At 63.9% G+C, this 18867-nt stretch carries 20 protein-coding genes; 9 read left to right on the top strand and 11 right to left on the bottom strand.

Features of this window, described 5'->3' with window-relative positions:
- Window positions 1-34: 34 nt before the first annotated feature.
- Window positions 35-661, top strand: coding sequence for a LysE family translocator (locus FJ934_RS25010; RefSeq protein ID WP_140613095.1), 627 nt, complete (start codon window positions 35-37; stop codon window positions 659-661).
- A gap of 21 nt (window positions 662-682) precedes the next feature.
- On the opposite strand, the gene FJ934_RS25005 is transcribed toward FJ934_RS25010, so the two are convergent.
- Together FJ934_RS25005 and FJ934_RS25000 are read right to left on the bottom strand one after the other, a co-directional pair.
- Entirely contained in the window at window positions 683-1471 is a 789-nt protein-coding gene (locus FJ934_RS25005; RefSeq protein WP_140613094.1) for a 1-acyl-sn-glycerol-3-phosphate acyltransferase, read from the bottom strand.
- A gap of 123 nt (window positions 1472-1594) precedes the next feature.
- Window positions 1595-2497, bottom strand: coding sequence for a LysR family transcriptional regulator (locus FJ934_RS25000; RefSeq protein ID WP_140613093.1), 903 nt, complete (start codon window positions 2495-2497; stop codon window positions 1595-1597).
- A gap of 119 nt (window positions 2498-2616) precedes the next feature.
- On the opposite strand from FJ934_RS25000, the gene FJ934_RS24995 reads away from it, so the two are divergent.
- Window positions 2617-3087, top strand: coding sequence for a DUF1348 family protein (locus FJ934_RS24995; RefSeq protein WP_140613092.1), 471 nt, complete (start codon window positions 2617-2619; stop codon window positions 3085-3087).
- A gap of 85 nt (window positions 3088-3172) precedes the next feature.
- Complete coding sequence (locus FJ934_RS24990; protein WP_140613091.1) at window positions 3173-3805, top strand: pyridoxamine 5'-phosphate oxidase family protein; 633 nt, start codon at window positions 3173-3175, stop codon at window positions 3803-3805.
- Window positions 3806-3820: 15 nt separating this feature from the next.
- Here FJ934_RS24990 and FJ934_RS24985 read toward each other — a convergent pair whose 3' ends face one another.
- From FJ934_RS24985 to ftsE, 3 genes are all read right to left on the bottom strand, one after another.
- Window positions 3821-4543 carry a YdcF family protein gene (locus FJ934_RS24985; protein WP_140613090.1) on the bottom strand — a complete coding sequence of 241 codons (723 nt, stop codon included), beginning with the start codon at window positions 4541-4543 and terminating at the stop codon, window positions 3821-3823.
- 122 nt (window positions 4544-4665) lie between these two features.
- Entirely contained in the window at window positions 4666-5652 is a 987-nt protein-coding gene (locus tag FJ934_RS24980; RefSeq protein ID WP_140613089.1) for an ABC transporter permease, read from the bottom strand.
- The gene (gene ftsE / locus FJ934_RS24975) at window positions 5645-6304 is read right to left on the bottom strand and encodes a cell division ATP-binding protein FtsE (protein WP_027054078.1); all 660 of its coding nucleotides are present in this window, start codon (window positions 6302-6304) and stop codon (window positions 5645-5647) included. Before ftsE ends, FJ934_RS24980 begins: the two co-directional genes overlap by 8 nt.
- Window positions 6305-6606: 302 nt before the next feature.
- Between ftsE and FJ934_RS24970 the strand changes: the two genes are divergently transcribed.
- From FJ934_RS24970 to FJ934_RS24960, 3 genes are all read left to right on the top strand, one after another.
- A complete protein-coding gene (locus tag FJ934_RS24970; protein ID WP_140613088.1) occupies window positions 6607-7251 on the top strand; it encodes a hypothetical protein in 645 nt (214 codons plus the stop codon).
- Between the two features lie 22 nt (window positions 7252-7273).
- Complete coding sequence (gene hpt / locus FJ934_RS24965) at window positions 7274-7816, top strand: hypoxanthine phosphoribosyltransferase (RefSeq protein WP_140613087.1); 543 nt, start codon at window positions 7274-7276, stop codon at window positions 7814-7816.
- 142 nt (window positions 7817-7958) lie between these two features.
- Window positions 7959-8330: a response regulator gene (locus FJ934_RS24960; protein ID WP_181165763.1), complete on the top strand. Its 372-nt coding sequence runs from the start codon at window positions 7959-7961 to the stop codon at window positions 8328-8330.
- Here FJ934_RS24960 and FJ934_RS24955 read toward each other — a convergent pair whose 3' ends face one another.
- Window positions 8331-9278: a DMT family transporter gene (locus FJ934_RS24955; protein WP_140613085.1), complete on the bottom strand. Its 948-nt coding sequence runs from the start codon at window positions 9276-9278 to the stop codon at window positions 8331-8333.
- Between the two features lie 224 nt (window positions 9279-9502).
- On the opposite strand from FJ934_RS24955, the gene FJ934_RS24950 reads away from it, so the two are divergent.
- Together FJ934_RS24950 and FJ934_RS24945 are read left to right on the top strand one after the other, a co-directional pair.
- Window positions 9503-10363, top strand: a complete 861-nt coding sequence (locus tag FJ934_RS24950) for a LysR substrate-binding domain-containing protein (protein WP_140613084.1) — start codon at window positions 9503-9505, stop codon at window positions 10361-10363.
- A 107-nt stretch (window positions 10364-10470) separates the two neighbouring features.
- Window positions 10471-11100 (top strand): glutathione S-transferase family protein, encoded by a 630-nt coding sequence (locus FJ934_RS24945; RefSeq protein ID WP_140613083.1) that lies wholly within the window; start codon window positions 10471-10473, stop codon window positions 11098-11100.
- A 126-nt stretch (window positions 11101-11226) separates the two neighbouring features.
- Here the strand turns inward: FJ934_RS24945 and FJ934_RS24940 are convergent, their stop codons facing one another.
- The 5 genes from FJ934_RS24940 to argH form a co-directional block, all read right to left on the bottom strand.
- Window positions 11227-13821, bottom strand: a complete 2595-nt coding sequence (locus tag FJ934_RS24940) for a TIGR02302 family protein (RefSeq protein WP_140613082.1) — start codon at window positions 13819-13821, stop codon at window positions 11227-11229.
- 210 nt (window positions 13822-14031) lie between these two features.
- A complete protein-coding gene (locus FJ934_RS24935) occupies window positions 14032-14970 on the bottom strand; it encodes a threonine/serine dehydratase (RefSeq protein WP_140613081.1) in 939 nt (312 codons plus the stop codon).
- 34 nt (window positions 14971-15004) lie between these two features.
- Window positions 15005-16273 carry a diaminopimelate decarboxylase gene (lysA, locus tag FJ934_RS24930; protein WP_140613080.1) on the bottom strand — a complete coding sequence of 423 codons (1269 nt, stop codon included), beginning with the start codon at window positions 16271-16273 and terminating at the stop codon, window positions 15005-15007.
- 69 nt (window positions 16274-16342) lie between these two features.
- Complete coding sequence (locus FJ934_RS24925) at window positions 16343-16549, bottom strand: lipoprotein (protein WP_140613079.1); 207 nt, start codon at window positions 16547-16549, stop codon at window positions 16343-16345.
- Window positions 16550-16664: 115 nt separating this feature from the next.
- Entirely contained in the window at window positions 16665-18065 is a 1401-nt protein-coding gene (gene argH, locus FJ934_RS24920) for an argininosuccinate lyase (RefSeq protein ID WP_140613078.1), read from the bottom strand.
- A gap of 36 nt (window positions 18066-18101) precedes the next feature.
- Between argH and FJ934_RS24915 the strand changes: the two genes are divergently transcribed.
- A complete protein-coding gene (locus tag FJ934_RS24915; protein WP_140613077.1) occupies window positions 18102-18782 on the top strand; it encodes a TlpA disulfide reductase family protein in 681 nt (226 codons plus the stop codon).
- Window positions 18783-18867: the final 85 nt, after the last annotated feature.

The raw sequence follows: 18867 nt of genomic DNA, 5'->3' as shown, positions 1-18867 counted from the left end.
CCGTCCTTCGCACACAGGGCAGGATGAGGTGCAAATGTTCGAACCGCTTCTTTCGCAGCCGGCCCCTTGGCGCCAGCTTCTCGCGCTTGTGCTTGCATCGACCGTCGTCATGGGCAGCCCGGGGCCGGCAACGATAAGCGTCACCGCCGCTGGCGCCGCCTTCGGCCTGCGCCACTCGCTGCGCTACACCTGCGGGATCGTGCTTGGCACGATTGCCGTGCTGCTGGTCGTGGCGACCGGGTTCATGGCGGCGCTTGCTTCGATGCCGGGGCTGGCGCCGTTGCTGGCTGCCGCGTCGGCGGCCTACATTCTCTATCTCGCTTTCAGGATCGCCACGGCGCCGCCGCTCGCGGCACGCACTGCCGAGGCTTCGCGCCCGACCGGGCCGGCTGGATTCCTGCTGGCGGTCGCCAACCCGAAGGCCTATGTGGCGATCGCCGCCGTGTTCGCCGGTGCTACTTCGAGCGAGGCCGGCGCCGGGCTCGGCCCATGGACGAAGCTTGGTGTTCTCACCCTGATGATCGTTGCCATCCACGCCCTCTGGCTTGTCGCCGGGGCGGCGTTCGCCGGCATGTTGCGCAGGCCGGCGGCGTCGCGGGTCATCAATCTGTTCTTTGCCGCAACGCTGGTGCTGACCACGGTGTTGGCGGTTTACGGCTGATTGCCAGCCGGGGCGTTCGCTTCAAGCCTTGACGCCAAGTTCCCCCAGCCGCTTGATCGCCGTAGGCGGCAGGGCCGGAGGGTTTGGAGTGCGCGATGCGTCGACAAGAAGCTGGTCGCAGGCGGCTTCGGTCTCGCCGATCAGCCGCGCCATGAACTCATCCTTGCTCAGGCCGGGCGGTATTGGCGGCAGGAAACGCGCCTTGATGGTGCCGGGATAGCGCAGGAATTTGCGGCGCGGCCAATAGAGGCCGGCGACATGGGCGACCGGTACCACCGGAACGCCAAGCTGCGTATATATTTCGACGATGCCGTATTTGTAGGCCGGCTCGTCGCCCGGCGCCCGGCGCGTGCCCTCGGGATAGATGATCAGCTGGCGTGGGTTGCGCGCCATCTCTTCCTTGGTCGCCGCGACCACGGCCTTCAAGGCTTTGGAGCGGCTGCCGCGATCAACCGGGATCATGCGCATCTTCATGATGTACCAGCCGAAGAAGGGGATCCAGGTCAACTCGCGCTTGAGGATGTAGAGCGGGTCCTGAAGGAAAGGAAAGAAAGCGATCGCGTCCCAGAACGACTGGTGCTTGGGTGCCAGGATGAAAGAGCCCTCAGGCAGGTTCTCCTGCCCGGTGATGTCGTTTTTGGTGCCGGCGATCTTGTCATAGAGCCACATGCAGCTGCGCGACCAGAATTTCGGCACGAACCAGGCGCGGTGACGGGGAGACAGGAAATAGTAGGGCGTCCAGAGGATCATCTGGACGATCAGATTGACGTAGAAGACGAAGTTGAACGCCAGCGATCTGACATAGAGCATGGGGGAGGTCCGGTGAGGAAGTGTGCGTTGGTTACACCAAGCGCGGGGAAAAAGGAAATGGCCCAGGCCTATTCCGACCGATGCTGAAGCAAGGTCCGCAAACGCGGCCTTGATCCGGTCACGCTATCCCAATCGGGCCAGCCGCTCCTTCAGGCGCGGGGCGGCGAAGTCGAGAAAGGCACGCAGCTTGACCGGCAACAGGCCGTGGCCCGCATGCACCAGACTGACGGGCCACGGTTCCGGCTCGAATTCCCGCAGCAGGATACGCAACATGCCGGACCGCACCGCGGCATCGACCTGATAGGAGAGCACCTTCGTCGGGCCGACGCCGGCAATCGCGGCGTCGATCGCCGCTTCGGCGGTGTTGACCTGAAGCCGCGAGCGGACCGGAACCGTGACTTCCCTCTTGCCGCTGGCGAAGATCCATTGGGCGGCGGAGGCAAGCCCCTCGAAGGTGACGCAACCGTGCGCGTCCAGGTCATCCAAGCTCATGGGCGTGCCGTGCTCGGCCAGATAGGCCGGGCTGGCACAGACGACGCGGCGGATCGCGCCGACGCCAAGGGCAACAAGGCTCGAGTCGGGTAATTGTCCGATGCGAAGCGCCAGATCGAAATGGTCCTCGACCAGCTGGGTTACGCGGTCGACCAGGGTGAGGCGGATGTTGACGTCAGGATAGGCGGCCAGAAAGCCGGTGACGACCGGCAGCACATGAAGGCGGCCGAAGACGACCGGGGCGGTGATGGCAAGCTCACCGGTCGGGGCGCTGTACTCGCCCGCCGCCGTGCGTTCCGCCTCATCGACATCGTCGAGTATGCGCCGGCAGGCGGCAAGATAGGCCTCGCCGGCATTGGTCGGTATCAGCCGGCGGGGCGAGCGGTTCAGGAGACGGGTGTTCAGATGGCGCTCCAGATCGGAAACCTTGCGGCTGACGGTCGCCAGCGGAATGCCGAAGCGGCGCGCCGCGGCGGAAAGGCTGCCGGCCTCCACCACAGCGACAAAAAGGGACATGGCTTCGAGACGATCCATTGATGCTCCCAGAAAATGGAAGGATAGGTTGCGAATATGCCATCTGCATTTAAATGGTGGAAGGCCTTACATCTGATGAAACGGCTCGCATATGGCGGCCTGTCAATGAAGGAACCGCGATGTCCGAGAGCCGTCCTCCGCTTCCCCCTTTCACCGCCGAGACATCAGCGCAGAAAGCGCGCATGGCGGAGGATGCGTGGAACTCGCGCGATCCGGCACGTGTCGCGCTCGCCTATACGACCGACAGCCGCTGGCGCAACCGCTCCGAGTTCCTGCAGGGGCGCGATGCGATCCAGGCTTTCCTGACACGCAAATGGACACGTGAACTCGACTACCGGCTGATCAAGGAGGTCTGGGCGTTCCACGGCAACCGCATCGCCGTGCGCTTCGCCTATGAATGGCACGACGACAGCGGCTCCTGGTTCCGCAGCTATGGCAATGAGAACTGGGAGTTCGACGAACACGGGCTGATGCGCCTGCGCATCGCCAGCATCAACGACCTGCCGATCAGCGAGGCCGACCGCAAATATCACTGGCCGCTCGGGCGCCGCCCGGACGACCATCCATCACTGTCGGAGCTCGGGCTTTAGAGTAACTCCAGGAAAAGTGTGAAACGGTTTCGGTCCGGAGTCGCGTCAACTGCCATAGGTCCCGTTCCGGGCAAGGAGGCTTTCGATGAACGCGCATGCATTCACCAGCGACGTCGCCTTTACGCCGACCGTCAAGGCGATCCAGGCGCGCAAAGGCTCGCGCCAGTCTTACGCCCGAGTCGAGGAGCGCGGCGGCTGGCAGGCTGATATCACGCCGGACCTTGCCGCTTTCATCGAGATGCAGACGAGCATCTTCCTGTCGACGGCCAATGGCGATGGCCAGCCGTACATCCAGCATCGCGGCGGGCCGGCCGGTTTTCTCAAGGTGCTGGACGAGAAGACGATCGGCTTCGCGGATTTTTCGGGCAACAGGCAGTTCATCACGCAGGGCAACCTGGCCGACAACCCGCGCTCCTTCCTGTTCCTGATCGACTACATGCTGCGCCAGCGCATCAAGATCTGGGGCACGGCGCGCGTCGTTGAAAACGATGCCGAGCTGACGGCGAGACTGATGCCGCAGGACTACAAGGCGCGTGCCGAACAGGTCATCCTGTTCACGGTCTCGGCCTGGGATGCCAATTGCCCGCAACATATTCCGCAGCGTTTCGAGGCAGCGGATGTGGCGGCGGCACTCGCCGAACGGGACAGGCGTATTCAACAGCTCGAGCAGGAGATCATGCGCCTGAAGGCGTCGAAAGGGAGAGACGAAGCGTTATGATGCAGCGCCGAGGGCTCAGCCGCCAGCCGCGGTCTCGGCCAGTGCGAGGCCGTCGGGCGTCTGCTTCACCGGCACGATGCCGCGTGCCAGCGCCAGCAGATATTTGTTGTACTCGGTGAACAGCACGCGCAGGGCCTGCGGCTTGGTAAGCCAGCCACCATTGTCGAGATTGGCATTGACCACCGGATAGGGTTCCAGCTTGGCGCCATGCAGCAGCCGGCCCATTTCCAGCAGGCTGCGCGGCATATGGTAGTTGTTGGTGACGAGGATCACCGTGTTGTAGGCATGGCTTTCGACCCATTTGGCGCTTTCCTCGGCATTGCCGATCGTGTCGAGCGCGGCGCGGTCGATGTCGACGCAGCAGGAAAACAGCTTCTTATCGCCACCGGTCGCGGCCTGCAGCTGGCGACGGCTGGCGGAAGGGTGCACGCCACTGATCAGGAGACGCTCGCCCTTGCCGGACGCCAGCAGGTCCATCGCCGCGTCGAGGCGGGATTGGCCGCCGGTCAGCACGATGATGGCATCGGCCTTGGCCGGGTTTGCTGGCGTGGTCAAGTGGCTGACCTTGTTGGCAAACCAGCCGAAGCCGCCGGCAAACAATGTTGCGAGGATTAGGAGTGAGAGAGCGGAGACACGCAGGGCGCTCCGTAAACGGCTGACCCTGCCGTGGGCGCGCGAACGAGCCACCACCGGCATCTGTCCAACCGTCCCGGTCGAATCCCGCACGTCCATAGCCATATGGTTAATCCCGAAATGCGGCCTTTGGTAGGTAAAAGTCGCACTTTGCGTTACGCAAATTCTCCATCCGTGATCGTTCTGCGTTCATCCCGGCCGTCGACCCAAAAACGCGTCCCCCTTTTTCATGCATCGGGTTGGCGAACGTCGATGTCGCTGAGATAGGCTACGACGGTGACATGCGAGGTCGCCGCCGTCAGCGCGCCGATCACCAGCACCATCATGACCACTCCGAGATAGCCTGCCGAGCCGATGGCGAAATTGCCGAACAGGGCGGTTGCCTGATCGGCTTGGGGCGTCGCCATGTTGCGCGACGACCACCAGGAAAAGACGATGAATACCAGCACCGCCGCCGCGCCGCCGGCGGCTGCGCCCCTCATGCCGGTGACCAGGAAATGCCGGCGGAATTCGCGCGCGATGAACCGCGCCTCGGCACCGACGAAATGCAGCACCTCGATGATGTGACCATTGCCGGCCATGGCGCCCCGGGTTGCGAACACCACGGTCAGCACGGTCGCCGACAGCATCAAGACCAGCACGGCGATGCCGATGGTCACCGTGGTGCGGGCCATGGCCACCAGCCGGTCGACCCAGGTGCGGTGATCGTCGAGCGATGCGCTCGGCAGCTTCGGGGCGATCGCGGCGCGCATGGCGGCGAAGTCGGGTGGGCTGTTCTCGTCGATGGTGACGATGATCAGGCGCGGCACTGGCAGGTCGTCGATGTTGAGGCCCGAACCCAGCCACGGTTCGAGAAGCCTTGCCGTGGCTTCGCGGTCGATGATCTTTGTCGACTGCACGCCGGGGAATTCGCCGGCGATCCGCGAAGCCTGGGCAAGCGCTGCTTCCATGTCGAGGCCATCGACCGGTTTGATCTGGATTGTCGCCTCGCGCGAGATCTGGTTCTCCCAGACCGAAGCGGTGTCGCGCACCAGCGTCACAGCGCCGAATGTCAGGCAGGACAGGAAGGTCATGATGGCGATAACCAGGACCAGCGCACGGCCGGCGATGTTCTGCGCCGGCACGATCGGCGCCATCCGGCGCTGGGCGCGCGGCCTTGCCTCGGCCAACTCGGCGTCACGGTCTTCCAGGTGTTCGACGGACAGCTCAGTCATAGATGTCCAGCCTTCCACCGGCCAGGATCATGCGGCGTGCGTCGACCTGTTCCATCAGGCCAAGATCGTGCGTGGCGATGACCACGGCGGTGCCGAGACGATTGAGCTCGATAAACAGCCTGAGCAGGCGCCGCGCCAAGGGCGGATCGACATTGCCGGTCGGCTCGTCCGCCAGCAGGATCTCGGGCTGTTCGATCAGGGCGCGGGCGATCGCGGCGCGCTGCTTCTCGCCGCCCGAAAGGACCGGCGGCAGCACGTGCATGCGCTCGCCCAGCCCAACCCATTTCAACAGCTCGGTGACATCGGTGCGGTAGCTCGTTTCCTCGCGACCGCGCACGCGCAGCGGCAGCGCGACATTCTCATAAGTCGTCATGTGGTCGAGCAGGCGAAAATCCTGGAACACCACGCCAATGCGGCGCCTGAGATGCGGCAATTCGGTGCGCGAGATGCGCGAGCGGTCCTTGCCGAAGATGGTGATCAGGCCGCGCGTCGGTTTCAGCGACATGAAGAGCAGGCGCAGCAACGTCGTCTTGCCGGCGCCCGAAGGGCCGCTCAGGAACTGGAAGGAGCGCTCCGGTATGTGCAGGGAAATGTCGCGGAGGATTTCCGGACCCATGCCATAGCGGAGGCCGACATTTTCGAAGCGAATCAATTTCGACGACCTGAAATTCCTAGAGCATGGTGCCGAAAAGTGTGAAGCGGCTTTCGGACGACATCATGCTCCACCTCTTTGATTTAGAGCCGGATTCGAATTTCACGTCGATTCAACCTGAAATCATCCGGCTCTGCCGGCGGCGAGCCGGCCCGTTCTGGGAAAAGACCATCGGCCGGCGTGGTTAACCGGCGGTTAATTTCTATGCTCTTTCGGCGCGTCACGAGGGTTCCGGTGGTGAAACGTTAACCATTTGTGTTTACGCAAAAGAAACGAAAAGCGAACAGGTGCAATACTGGGCCATGACGGCTGACGAGCGAACCGCGCGCCCGGTTTCCGGCGAAATCATGACCGATCCGCCGGCAATTGCCGTGGCGCACCGAATCTGGCGCGGTCCGGCGCCCGATATCGTCGATGCCGATTATGTCGTGATGCCGCGGACAGCCGCGGCCACGCAAGCCAAACCACCGCAGCCGCGCCCGATTGTCACGCCGCCCGTAGAGGGCATGGATATGCTGCGTAAGCCAGAGGCGCCGGCGGAGCGGCCGCCGGCGTCGCGCGGCGGACCGATCTTCTGGATCGTCGGCATCGGCGCCGCCCTTGCCGCCTTCTGGATCTCCGGCGGACATGCGTTGGTGCGCCAGGCGCCGTTACTGACCGGCGTGCAAGCTTCGGCATTGACCATTTCAGGCGTCATCTCGCGCGTCGACGCCTCCGGCGCGAATCCTGTGCTGTTCGTCGATGGCGAGGCCGCCAATGACGGCACGGGCCCGGCGACCCTGCCGCCGCTCGAAATCCGGGTGACGGGCAATGACGGGCGCACAACCCGCTATACGTTGGGGACATCCGGCCACGCGCTGGCCTCGGGCGAAAGATTCGGCTTTGCCAGCCGGCTCGACGTGCCTAAGAACGGCGTAAGAACCGTTTTGGTCACTTTCGCCGAGTAGGCGATCATCGGGAAGGCCATCAATGCCCATCGTACGCAACAAGGACATCGAAGTCCTGTTTTCGGCATCGGCGATCGCGCGGCGCAATCTCGAGCTCGCCAAGGAGATCGCCGAGCACGATTACCATGATCTGCTGGTGATCTCGGTGCTGAAAGGCTCGTTCGTCTTCGCGGCCGACCTGATCCGCGCCATGCACGATGTCGGCCTGTCGCCCGAGGTCGAATTCATCTTCATTTCCAGTTACGGCGCCGGCACCACCAGTGGCGAGGTGAGGGTGCTGCGCGACATCGACAACGAGGTTGCCGGCCGCGACGTGCTGTTGATCGACGACATTCTGGAATCGGGCAAGACGCTGACCTTCACGCGCGACCTGATGCTGTCGCGTGGCGCCAGGAGTTGTTCCATAGCGGTGCTGCTCGACAAGCGCATGCGCCGCCAGACCGCGCTCAATGCCGATTATGTCGGCTTCGACTGCCCCGATTATTTCGTCGTCGGCTACGGCATGGACGTCGCCCACGCCTTTCGCGAACTGCCGTTCGTCGGTGTTGTGAAAGGCGATGCTTAGGATTTGTGGGAGCATTATCGCGAACCTGTAGGCGTGCTCAAAAATCGTCGTGGTAATTGTTCGATGCGGCGGTGATGGATTTCGCGGCTGCTGCGTTTCCGGTTCAGGAAAAGTCAACTTTTGCCCGCCAAATATGCCGGCCATGGCAAAGCTTCTGATCGTCGAGGACGATGAGTCCGTCCGCACCCTCGCAGCCCGCGCGCTCGAACGCGCCGGCCACACAATCGATATCGCCGCGGATGGCGCGCAAGGCCTTTCGCTGATCCGGGCCGCGAATGGCGGTTACGACCTCGTCGTTTCCGATATCCGTATGCCGGAGATGGACGGTATTGAGATGGCAATCGCGGCGGCCGCTCTTTTTCCGGCGATGAAGATCATGCTGATGACCGGCTATGCCGACCAGCGCGAGCGCGCCGAGGAACTGAACGGCATCATCCTCGATGTCGTGCAGAAGCCGTTCACACTGGCCGAGATCCGTTCACGCGTGGATAAGGCGCTGATCTGCTTCGCCTGATCAGGCTGGATCGGTGGCGGCGAGCGCCGGCGCCGTGCTCCGGCGCCGCCCTGCGTTGAGCGCCAGCAGGCCGGCGCCGATGATGAGAGCGGCACCGATCACGGTGGTCGGCCGCGGCACTTCGGCGAAGAACAGAAAACCCCAGAGCGGCGACCACAGGATGCCGGTGTATTCGAAGGTGGCAACGCGGTTGGCCGGCGCCAGCCGGTAGCCCTGCGATAAGAGGATCATGCCGGCCGAGGCGACGAAACCGCAGGAGGCCATCTTGAGGAAATCCGGCAGCGTCGGCCATATCCACGGCCGCACCAGAAACTCCAGGCTCGGGTGAACGGCGTGGGTTACGCCGGCAAGGTGAAACGTGGCGGCGACCGCGGCGGCGCCGACCAGATAAGCGCCGTTCTGATAGAAGGCCATGACGGTGGACGATTCGGTGTCGCCGATCTTGCGCGTCATCAGCTGCGAGAAGCCGTAGAGCGCCGCCGAGCCCAACGACAACAGCGCTGCCCCGTCGAACAGCCCGGCGCCGGGCCGCACCATCACGACAACACCGAGCAGCCCGATCAGTACGGTCGCCAGCGTCTGCCAGGAGACGCGCTCGCCAAGATAGGGTCCGGCCAGCGCCATGATGAACAGCGGCGCCATGAAATAGAGCGCAACGGCGTCGGCCAGCGGCAGGGCGGCGATGGCCAGATAGTACACCGTGTAGGAGGTGAACTGGATGAAGGCACGCACCGTCAGCAGGCCGAACCGTTTCGACAGGATCGCCCGCAGGCCGACATCGGCGTGGACGAGAACGATCAGGATCGGCAAGGCGATGACGGAACGGATCGCCATCACCTCGGTCACCGGATAACCGCTCGACACGGATTTGACCAGCGGGTCCTGCAGCGAGAAGACCAGCACACCCAGACACAGGCTCAGGATGCCGCGCACCATCCTATTGTGCATCTGCGTTCAGGCTCCTGCGCGTACGACCCGAAGCGTCCGACTTCGGATCAAAAAGAACCCGCCACCGTTTCGGGTAGCGGGCACGAGTGAGGACTCTTTGATTGGTCCACGGCTGATTTCGCAGCCGCATATCCAATGGGTCTGGCGACTATCGTTCGGCGTTTGACATGTTGCAAACGAATTGGAATGATGCCAGCAATCAAGTTTTCTTATGGCGGATTTCCATGCGGCCGACCCTCGACAGCGATCTCCTGCGCACCTTCGTGGCCATTGCCGAGACCGGCAATTTCACCAAGGCGGCGGAGCAGGCGGGCCGCACCCAGTCGGCCGTGTCGATGCAGATGAAAAAGCTTGAAGGACTGGTCGGCGACAGCCTGTTCGAGCGCGGTTCACGTGGCGTCGTGCTGACGCGGCGGGGCGGCGAACTCATCGTCAATGCCCGCCGCATCGTCTCGCTGCTCGACGAGACAGCGGCATCGATCACCGCGGCGCCGCTGGGCGGGCCGGTGCGCATCGGCATTCCCGAGGAATATGGCCTCGCCATCTTGTCACGCGCGCTCGGCGCGTTTTCGAAACGCCACGCCCAGGTCGAGGTTACCGTTCGCTACGCGCATTCGGGGGCACAGATCGCGGCGCTCGCCGCCGGTGAACTCGATCTGTGCGTGGTGTTCGAATGGCAGGATCCGTCCGGCGGCGAGGTGCTGATGCACGATCCGACCGTCTGGGTGACCTCGAACCTGCATCACATGCATGAAGAACGTCCGGTGCCGATCGCCCTCTACAACCGGGCAGGCTGGTGCAAGGATTTCGCCATCAAATCGCTGGAGCAGCGCGGCCTTGCCTACCGCGTCGCCTATATGAGCGACACCAATGGCGGGCTGAAGCTTGCCGTCACCTCGGGGTTGGCGATCGCGCCGATTTCGCGCAGCAACATTCCGGACGGCTGCCGTGAGTTGTCATCCGTCGATGGGTTCGGCGCCATCGATTCCTCGAATGTGGTGATGCATCGCAACCCGAACGCATCCGGCGAGGCGATCGACGGCATGCAAGAGGCGATCCGGGAAGCGTTCAGGCAAGGCGTCTGAATGCTTCGGCTGATCGCCGCCGCTTCGCGTCCTCTGTTGTCCGTCCTGACGGAAAGCTGTCAGGAGCCGCATGATAGAAAGGCCCGTCGCCAACTGGAGAATGATGAATGATCATCTTCTACCACAATCCCTGGTCACGTGCCTCCGGCGTCCATTGGCTGCTCGAGGAACTCGGTGTGCCGTTCGAATTCTCGCGCGTCGACATCCGTGCGAAAGAGGGCGTTCCTGAATCCTACCGGGCAATCCAGCCGAACAAGAAGGTGCCGGCCATCGACCACGACGGCACCATCATCACCGAACGCGCCGCGATAACCATCTATCTCGCCGATACCTTCGCCGAAGCCGGCCTCGCGCCCGCCATCGGCGATCGTGCGCGGGCCACTTATCTGACCTGGCTGGTCTATTCGGATTCCGTCTTAGATCCAGTGGTGGCCGCCAAGGCACATGGCAAAGAATTCATGGGCAGCCGCTATTCCTACGGGTCCTTCTCCGAGATGGTTGCCAATCTGGAGAAGACGCTTTCGTCGCGGCCGTATATCGCCGGCGACAAATTTACGGCGGCAGACACGCAAATCGGCAGTGGCGTCTATTTTGCGACAAACGTGCTGCGCGTGCTGCCCGAGCATCGGGTCTTCCGAGCCTATATGGATCGTCTTGCCGCCCGTCCGGCATTCCAGCGCTATTCGCGAAGGGAATATGAGATGGCGCAGGCGGCCGGAATGCTCGACAGCCGCTGACGGCTTCTTCCGCTTCAGGATACGTCTTGATGGAAATGCAGCCGGTTGCCGAATGGACCGGCGACCACTTCGCGTTTCTGACGCAATTCCGGACGGAAAACGGCTCACACTTTTTCTGGTATCGCCCTATTTCAGCTCCAGTAGCCGTTCGAGATAGCTGCGCTCGATATCGGGGCTCAGCGCATTGCCGAGCCGCTTGCGGATCGCTTCCAAGATCTGGCGCGCGCGTTGGACGTCGATCTCGTCGGGCACTTTCACCGAATCGCCGAAATCGGGGCCTTGGCTGGCGCGTGGCCGGCCGAGCGGATCGCGGTCGGCATTCTGCTGGCGGCCGCCTTCCTGGCTGCCGCCCTGGTCGCCCTGCATGGCCTGCATCTGCTTCATCATGTCCTTGGCGCCCTTGCGCAGCGCCTCGAGCGCCCGGCCCTGATGACCGACGGCCTCATCGCCCTGCCCTTCGCCGAGCGCCTGCTCGGCGCTGCCCATGGATTTACCGGCCTCGCCAAATCCTTCATTGGGCTCCATGCCCATGCCTTCGAGGCCCTTCTTCAACTGCTCGAGATCGCTTTTCAGCTGCCCCTGGCCCTCCTGCAGCTGCTTCAGCGCATCGGCGAATTCCTGCGGCGTCATCGGCTTTTGCCTGGCGCGCGGATCCTGGTTCTGGCCCAGACCCTGCCTGTCCTGATTCTCGCCACTGCCTTGTCCAAGCTGCTCGTCGGGGTTCTGCCCGCGCTGGCGCTCGCCACGCTGCATCTGGTCCATGCGGAAAGTATCGTTCATCATCTCCTGCTGGCGCCGCAGGATCTCGCCAAGCTTGTCCATCTGCTGGCGCATCTGGCTGTCCTGCTCGCCGCCCTGCTGCTGACGGCCGGCCTGGAGATTGTTCATCATGTCCTGCAACTGCGACAGCAATTGCTGCGCCTTGTCGCGATCGCCCGACTTCGCCAGGTTCTCGATCTGGTCCATCATGCGGTCGATGTCGCTCTGGCGCAGCTCCTGGCCGTTCTGCTGCATTTGCGGTGCGTTCGGGTTCTGCTTGGCGCGTTCGGCGAATTCCTGCAGGAACTGGTTCATCGCCTCGCGCAGTTCCTTCATCGCCTTCTCGATTTCCTGGTCGCTGGCGCCGTTCTTGATGGCGTCCTGCAGCGCCTGTTGCGCCTGGCGCAGCCGCTTTTCGGCGGCCGAGAGGTTGCCCTCCTCGATGCCAAGCGCGATTTCCCAGAGATAGGCGACCTCGCTGCGCAGCTGATCGTCGTTCCCGGCCAGCTTCAGCCGGCTGCGCGCGCTCATTATGGCGAGATAGTGGGACATGTTGTCGAACGTGTCTTCCGGCCGCAGCGTAATGGCATCCATCAGGTCGAGCACGTGTGGCTTGGAATTGGCGTCGAGCGCCAGCAGGCGGCGCTGTTCGATCACCGCCCGCGCCAACGGGTTGGCGAACGGCCGCTCGGGCATCATCAGCGTCTTGGTCTCGCTGGACGCGGTGTGTCCGGCGTCGTCCGTGGCGACCAGCGTCAGCTTGATGCTGCTGCCGGCCCAGACATGCTCGGTCAGGTCCTTCGTGGTCCTGGCGGCATTCGACTTGCCGCCGCGGCGCGGCAGCGTCAGCGGCATATCGGGTGGGCCATAGAGCGGATGCGCACCCGGCGCTTGCGGATCGGCCAGCGCGAAGACCGCCTTGGCGGTGGCGGCGCCATAGTCGTCGTCGATCTGGTAGTTGAGCTCGAAAGCGCCATTGGCGGCACGCTTGGGCTCGCCGACGAAGCGGATCTGCGGCGGCTTGTCAGGGATCACGGCGAAGGCCCAGCGGCCGAGTTCGTCCTCGCCCGATTTCAGCGTGAGCGTGCCGTCGCTCGTCAGCTTGCCTGTGAACTGGCGCACCTTTGACGGCACCGCCGGGCCCGCGGCCGGCTTGGCCGAGGCGGCCTGAGGGCTGGCCGGATCGATGCTGCGCGCGCTGCCATCCTTGTCGGCATAGGCAAGCGCTTCCTCGCCCGAGCCACCGGTGACGCGCAAGGACACGTCGCTACCCTCGGGGACATGAAACGTCGGCGTCGCCTGGTTGGCGTCGGCGGTCAGGAAGATCGGCGGCTTGCCTGTATAGGCCGGCGGCGTCACCCAGGCGTCGATGCGCGGCGGCACCGCGTCGTGCATGCCACGGGCGCTGAACCCGTCGCCTATTCGGCCACCCATCGGCCCGAACGAGAAGGCAAAGGCGGTGACGAGCAAAAGTGCGGCTATAGCGCGCAGCGCCCAGGGGTCGCGCTCCGGCACCCGCGTGCGCGGCACGTCGGCGCCGAGGCTGTCGAGCCTTGCGGCCATGCGCTTCTGGTGCTCGCGCCACAGCGCCTGCGAGAAGCTGCTTTCCCGGCCGCTTGGCCGGTCGGCCTGCGTCAGAACGGGGCTGTGCAGCAGCTTGTTGGCCGCCTCGATGCGGCGGTCGATCTCGGTCGCGGCGGGCATGCGGAAGAAACGCAGCGGATAGAGTGCGGCAAGCACTGCCAGGCCGAATGCGGCGACAAGGCCGATGCGTACCGCATCCGGCAGCCGGGAGAAAATGCCGAACCAGGAGGCAGTGAGGAACAGGCAGGCGACAATGACCAGCGGAAGCAGCAGTGGCCAACCGCGCTCGACCACCATCGAGATCCGCGTCGCCAGCCGGCTCAAGGCCAGGCGTCCGGCCAGTCCGCGATCGCTGCTGAAGATGGGTCGTTCCGTCATCGGCCCTTCCAAGAGCGTTCCCTTCCGAATGAACCGGAATGGGGCTCTATCTCATTAAACATGATCTGTTGTCGAACCGGAGTCCTCTTTTCGGGATCATGCCGTGGGACCGGGCACGATAGCCCAAGCCTCACAACTCGAAGAATACCAGCAAACACGGCAAAGGCGAGGCAGTTTGAAAAAACGTGAACCCGGCCGAAATGGTTGCAATCAGAAATTGGCGGGGTTTGCGTTGGCGCCACAGACCAGAACGGCGATGCGTTCGCCTGACGCGGGCTTGTAGCGGCCGGACAGGATCGCGGCGAAGGCGGCGGCACCTCCCGGTTCGGAAATGATGCGCGCCCGGTTCCACAGCGCCTTCTGCGCGGCGATGATGTCGTCGTCGCTGACCAGGATGGAGCGCTCGACGAAGGCTTCGGCGATCGGGAACATCATTTCGCCGACGCGCTTGGGCGCCAGGGAATCGGCGGCGATGCCTTCCGCGGGCGCGTCGACGGGATGGCCAGCCTCGAAGGCGCGATGAAGCGTCGGCGCGCCCTCGGGCTCGACGGCGACGATGCGGATGCGGCCGGCATACCAGGCGGCGATGCCGCCGATCAGGCCGCCACCGCCGACGGCGACCAGCAACGTGTCGATCTCAGGCAGGTCATCCTCGATCTCGAGCCCGAGCGTGCCCTGACCGATCAGCGTTTCCTCCTGGTTGAAGGCATGGATCTGCAAGGCGCCGGTGTCCTCGGCGAAGCGTTCGCTGGCGGCCAGCGCCTCGGCATAGCGGGCGCCGCCAACCACCAGGTCGGCGCCATAGCCGCGAATACGCTCCAGCTTGGCTTGCGGGCTCACTTCGGGAATGAAGATGGTCGCCTTGTGTCCGAGCCGCATGGCGGCGTAGGCGACCGCCGCGCCATGGTTGCCGCCCGATGCGGCGACGACGCCGGCCTTGGGAACGGGTCTTTCCAGCAGGTTGGTGAAGGCGCCGCGCGCCTTGAACGAACCGGAATGCTGCAGGCATTCCAGCTTGAGGTCGATCGCCAAGGGCGGGCGATCGAAATCGGCCATGTCGACGCGCAGCACCGGCGTGTGCCTGATATAGGGACGGATGCGCGGTTCCATCGCGGCAATGCGCTCGCGTGTGACGGTGCTGTCTGGCATGGGTTCTCCCTTGACGTTTCTCTTGGCGGGCCGGCTACTTCAGCCAGTCGGGGACCGAATCCAGCCCGATCAGGTCGTCATAGGTCAGGCGCGGGCGTACGACGTGGAAACGGTCGCCGTCGACCAGCACCTCCGGTACCAGCAGGCGGGTGTTGTAAGTGCCGGCCTGCACGGCGCCGTAAGCGCCGGCGGTGGACACGGCGACGAGATCGCCGGCCTTCAGCCTGGGCAGATCGCGGTCGAGGCCGAGATAGTCACCGGTCTCGCAGACCTGACCGACCACGTCGACCATCATGCGGGGCGTGTCGGCCGGCGGCTGTACGACCGGCCTGATGTCGTGGAAGGCATCGTAGAGCGTCGGCCGGATCAGGTCGTTCATGGCGGCGTCGACGACGAGGAAGTTCTTCGCGTCGCCTTCCTTCACGAAGATCACTTCCGAGACGAGGATGCCGGCATTGCCAACGATCAGCCGGCCCGGCTCGAACATCATCTTCAATCCGAGCTTGGTGACGTGCTTCCTGACGATCTGGGCATAAGCGTCGGGCAAAGGCGGCGGGCTGTTGTCGACGCGATAGGGAATGCCGAGGCCGCCACCGAGGTCGACATGCTCGATGGCATGGCCATCGGCGCGCAACGCGCCGACCAGGTCGACCAGCAGGGCGAAGGCGTCGTCGAAGGGCTGCAATTCGGTGATCTGGCTGCCGATATGGGTGTCGATGCCGGTGACCTTGATGCCCGGAAGCGTTGCCGCGCGCGCATAGACCTGCCGCGCCCGCTGCCACGCAATGCCGAACTTGTTCTCGGCCTTGCCGGTGGAGATCTTCTTGTGGGTCCTGGCGTCGACATCGGGATTGATGCGCAGCGAAACCGGCGCCACCTTTCCGAGTGCCGTAGCGCGGGCCGACAGCAATTCGAGCTCGGGTTCCGACTCGACGTTGAAGCAAAGGATACCGGCTTCGAGGGCGAGATCCATTTCGCGCGCGGTCTTGCCGACGCCCGAGAACAGGATCTTGCCAGCCGGAATGCCCGCGGCCAGCGCCCGGCGCAACTCGCCTTCCGAGACCACGTCGGCGCCCGCGCCGAGCTTGGCCAGGGTCCGCAGCACGGCCTGGTTGGAGTTGGCTTTCATGGCGTAGCAGACAAGCGCGTCGAGCCCGGCAAAGGCCTGGGCGAACACCCGGTAGTGCCTGGTCAAAGTGGCCGTGGAATAGCAGTAGAATGGCGTGCCGACCTGGGCGGCGATGTCAGGGATTGCCACGTCCTCGGCATGGAGCACGCCGTCGCGGTAGTCGAAATGGTTCACGAGAGTGGTTCCGGAAAGTTGGGGCACGACGACATCGGGTTGGGAAGACCTGACCCGATCCCGTCGGCTCTAGATCAGCGGATCGAGAATGAACTTCTTGTCCCGGACCGGTTTTTCCGGCTCCGGCGGCAGGGGCTGTTTGGCTCTCTCGGCATCCTTGCGCGCCTGGACGGCCGCCTCGTAAGGCGTGTCGAGACCGGCCTTGCGGCCGCAGGCGGTCACGGAGGCAAGAGCCGCCAGAAGCGTCAGCGTCACCAAAATCCTGCTTCCGGTCATCGATCCATCCGTCCGAAACGTTTGCCAGCCGCCGCTTTTAGCCGAGTTCTCAGCGCATTGCACCCCGGATATTGCGATCGCAATATCGGGATATTGCTCGTCGCAATATCCGGCATCACGCCTTGGCGATGCGCTTTTTCCAGGCGCGGATCTGCTTCCTCACCTCCGACGGCGCCGTGCCGCCGAAACTGGTGCGGCTCTTGACCGAGTTCTGCACTGCCAGCACCGAGAAAATGTCGGATGTGATGCCGGAGTTGATCGACCGCAGGTCCTCCAGCGACAGCTTCTCCAAGCTCACCTTCTTCTCTTCGGCGAGCGCCACGGCGCGGCCGGTGACATGATGCGCCTCGCGGAAGGGCAGGCCGAGCGTGCGCACCAGCCAGTCGGCAAGGTCGGTGGCGGTCGCGTGGCCGGAGCCGGCGGCCTTCTTCATCGCCGCTGCGTTGACCGTCATGTCCGAGACCATGCCGGTCATGGCCGCCAGCATCAGGTCGAGCGTCTCGGCTGCGTCGAACACCGATTCCTTGTCTTCCTGCATGTCCTTGCCATAGGTCAAAGGCATGCCCTTCATCACCGTCAGCAGGCCGACCAGATGGCCGTTGACACGTCCGGTCTTGCCGCGCACCAGTTCGGCGGCGTCGGGATTCTTCTTCTGCGGCATGATCGAGGAGCCGGTGGAGAAACTATCCGACAGCCTGATGAAGCCGAACTGCGGCGTCGACCAGATGATGATCTCTTCGGCCAGCCGCGACAGATGCGTGGCGCAGATCGCCGCCAGGCTTAAGAATTCCAGCGCGAAATCGCGGTCGGAAACGCTGTCCAGCGAATTGCGCATCGGCTCGCGGAAGCCAAGCGCCCTGGCGGTCTGGTGGCGGTCGATCGGGAAGCTGGTGCCGGCAAGGGCGGCGGCACCCAGCGGGCTTTCATCCATCCGTTCGATGGCGTCGCGTACGCGCGACAGATCGCGCGAAAACATCTCGACATAGGCCATGCAGTGATGCCCGAACGTCACCGGCTGGGCCGCCTGCATGTGGGTGAAGCCCGGCATCACGGTCGCCGCATGCTCCTCGGCCCGCTCCAGCAATGCCCTGATCAATCCTTTCAGCGCTTCGGCGACGCGAAAACACTCGTCCTTGACCCAGAGCCTCAGATCCACGGCCACCTGATCGTTGCGCGAGCGCGCGGTGTGCAGCCGGCCGGCAGCCGGACCGATCAGGTCGGCGAGGCGAGCCTCGACATTCATGTGGATGTCTTCCAGCTTGGTCGAGAACTCGAAGCTGCCAGCCTCGATCTCTTTCAGAATCGTGTTCAGCCCGTGAGCGATTTTTTCTTGATCGGCCGCCGAAATAATGCCCGTCTGCGCCAGCATCTCGCTATGAGCGATCGAGCCTCTGATGTCCTGCGCGTAGAGCTTGCGGTCGAACGAGATCGACGCGTTGATCGCTTCCATGATCGCGGCCGGACCCGAGGCAAATCGTCCGCCCCACATCTGGTTGCTGGTCTTCTTGTCGCTCATCGCTATAAACCCGTGCTTCGGAGCAGTTTGAGAAAAATGGCAGACGGAAACAGATTTTTCCCGGCCCCGCGCCTGATCCTCGCCGCCCTGGTGGCGGGAGTGCTGGCCGGCGCGGTCGCGGTATATGTCAGCGAGAGCCGGTCTGGCAACAACGCCGCGCCGCAAGCGGCGGTCGCCGGCAGCAGCGACGACGTCGCCTGCGCCGCCAAGAGTGACCGCGCCAAGAAGGTCGCGGCTGCGGCCACCGGCGAGGTCGCCGCCCTGTTGCCCGCCGATCCGCCGCAATCGATGAGGCGCCTGGCCTTCAACGGCCCGGACGGCAAGCCGATGACCATCGCCGACCACGCCGGCAAGACGGTGCTGCTCAACCTCTGGGCCACGTGGTGCGCGCCGTGCCGTGCAGAAATGCCCGCGCTCGACGCGTTGCAGAAGGAGAAAGGCAGCGACGCCTTTCAGGTCGTCGCCGTCAATGTCGATGCCGGCGACGATGTGAAGCCGAAGAAGTTCCTCAAGGAAACCGGTGTCGAGACGCTCGGCTACTATCGGGATTCGACCATGACGCTTTTCAACGACCTCAAGGCGCGCGGCCTGGCGCTCGGCCTTCCGGTCACCATGCTGATCGACGGCGAAGGCTGCCTGATCGCCCACATGAACGGTCCGGCCGAATGGTCGGGGCCTGACGCCAAGCGGCTCGTCGAGACGGCGCTGGGATCGTGAGCAAGAGGCTAGGTGTTTGATCCCGAGCTTTAATGGTGCGATATTTTCTTCCGACTGGAAGGATGCGTTATGGGACAAGTTCTGC

Origin of the sequence: Mesorhizobium sp. B2-4-12, from assembly GCF_006441575.1 — a bacterium.
Taxonomy (GTDB): domain Bacteria; phylum Pseudomonadota; class Alphaproteobacteria; order Rhizobiales; family Rhizobiaceae; genus Mesorhizobium.
Note: the sequence above shows the minus strand (reverse complement) of the source record. Positions and strands in the feature narration are given on the sequence as shown.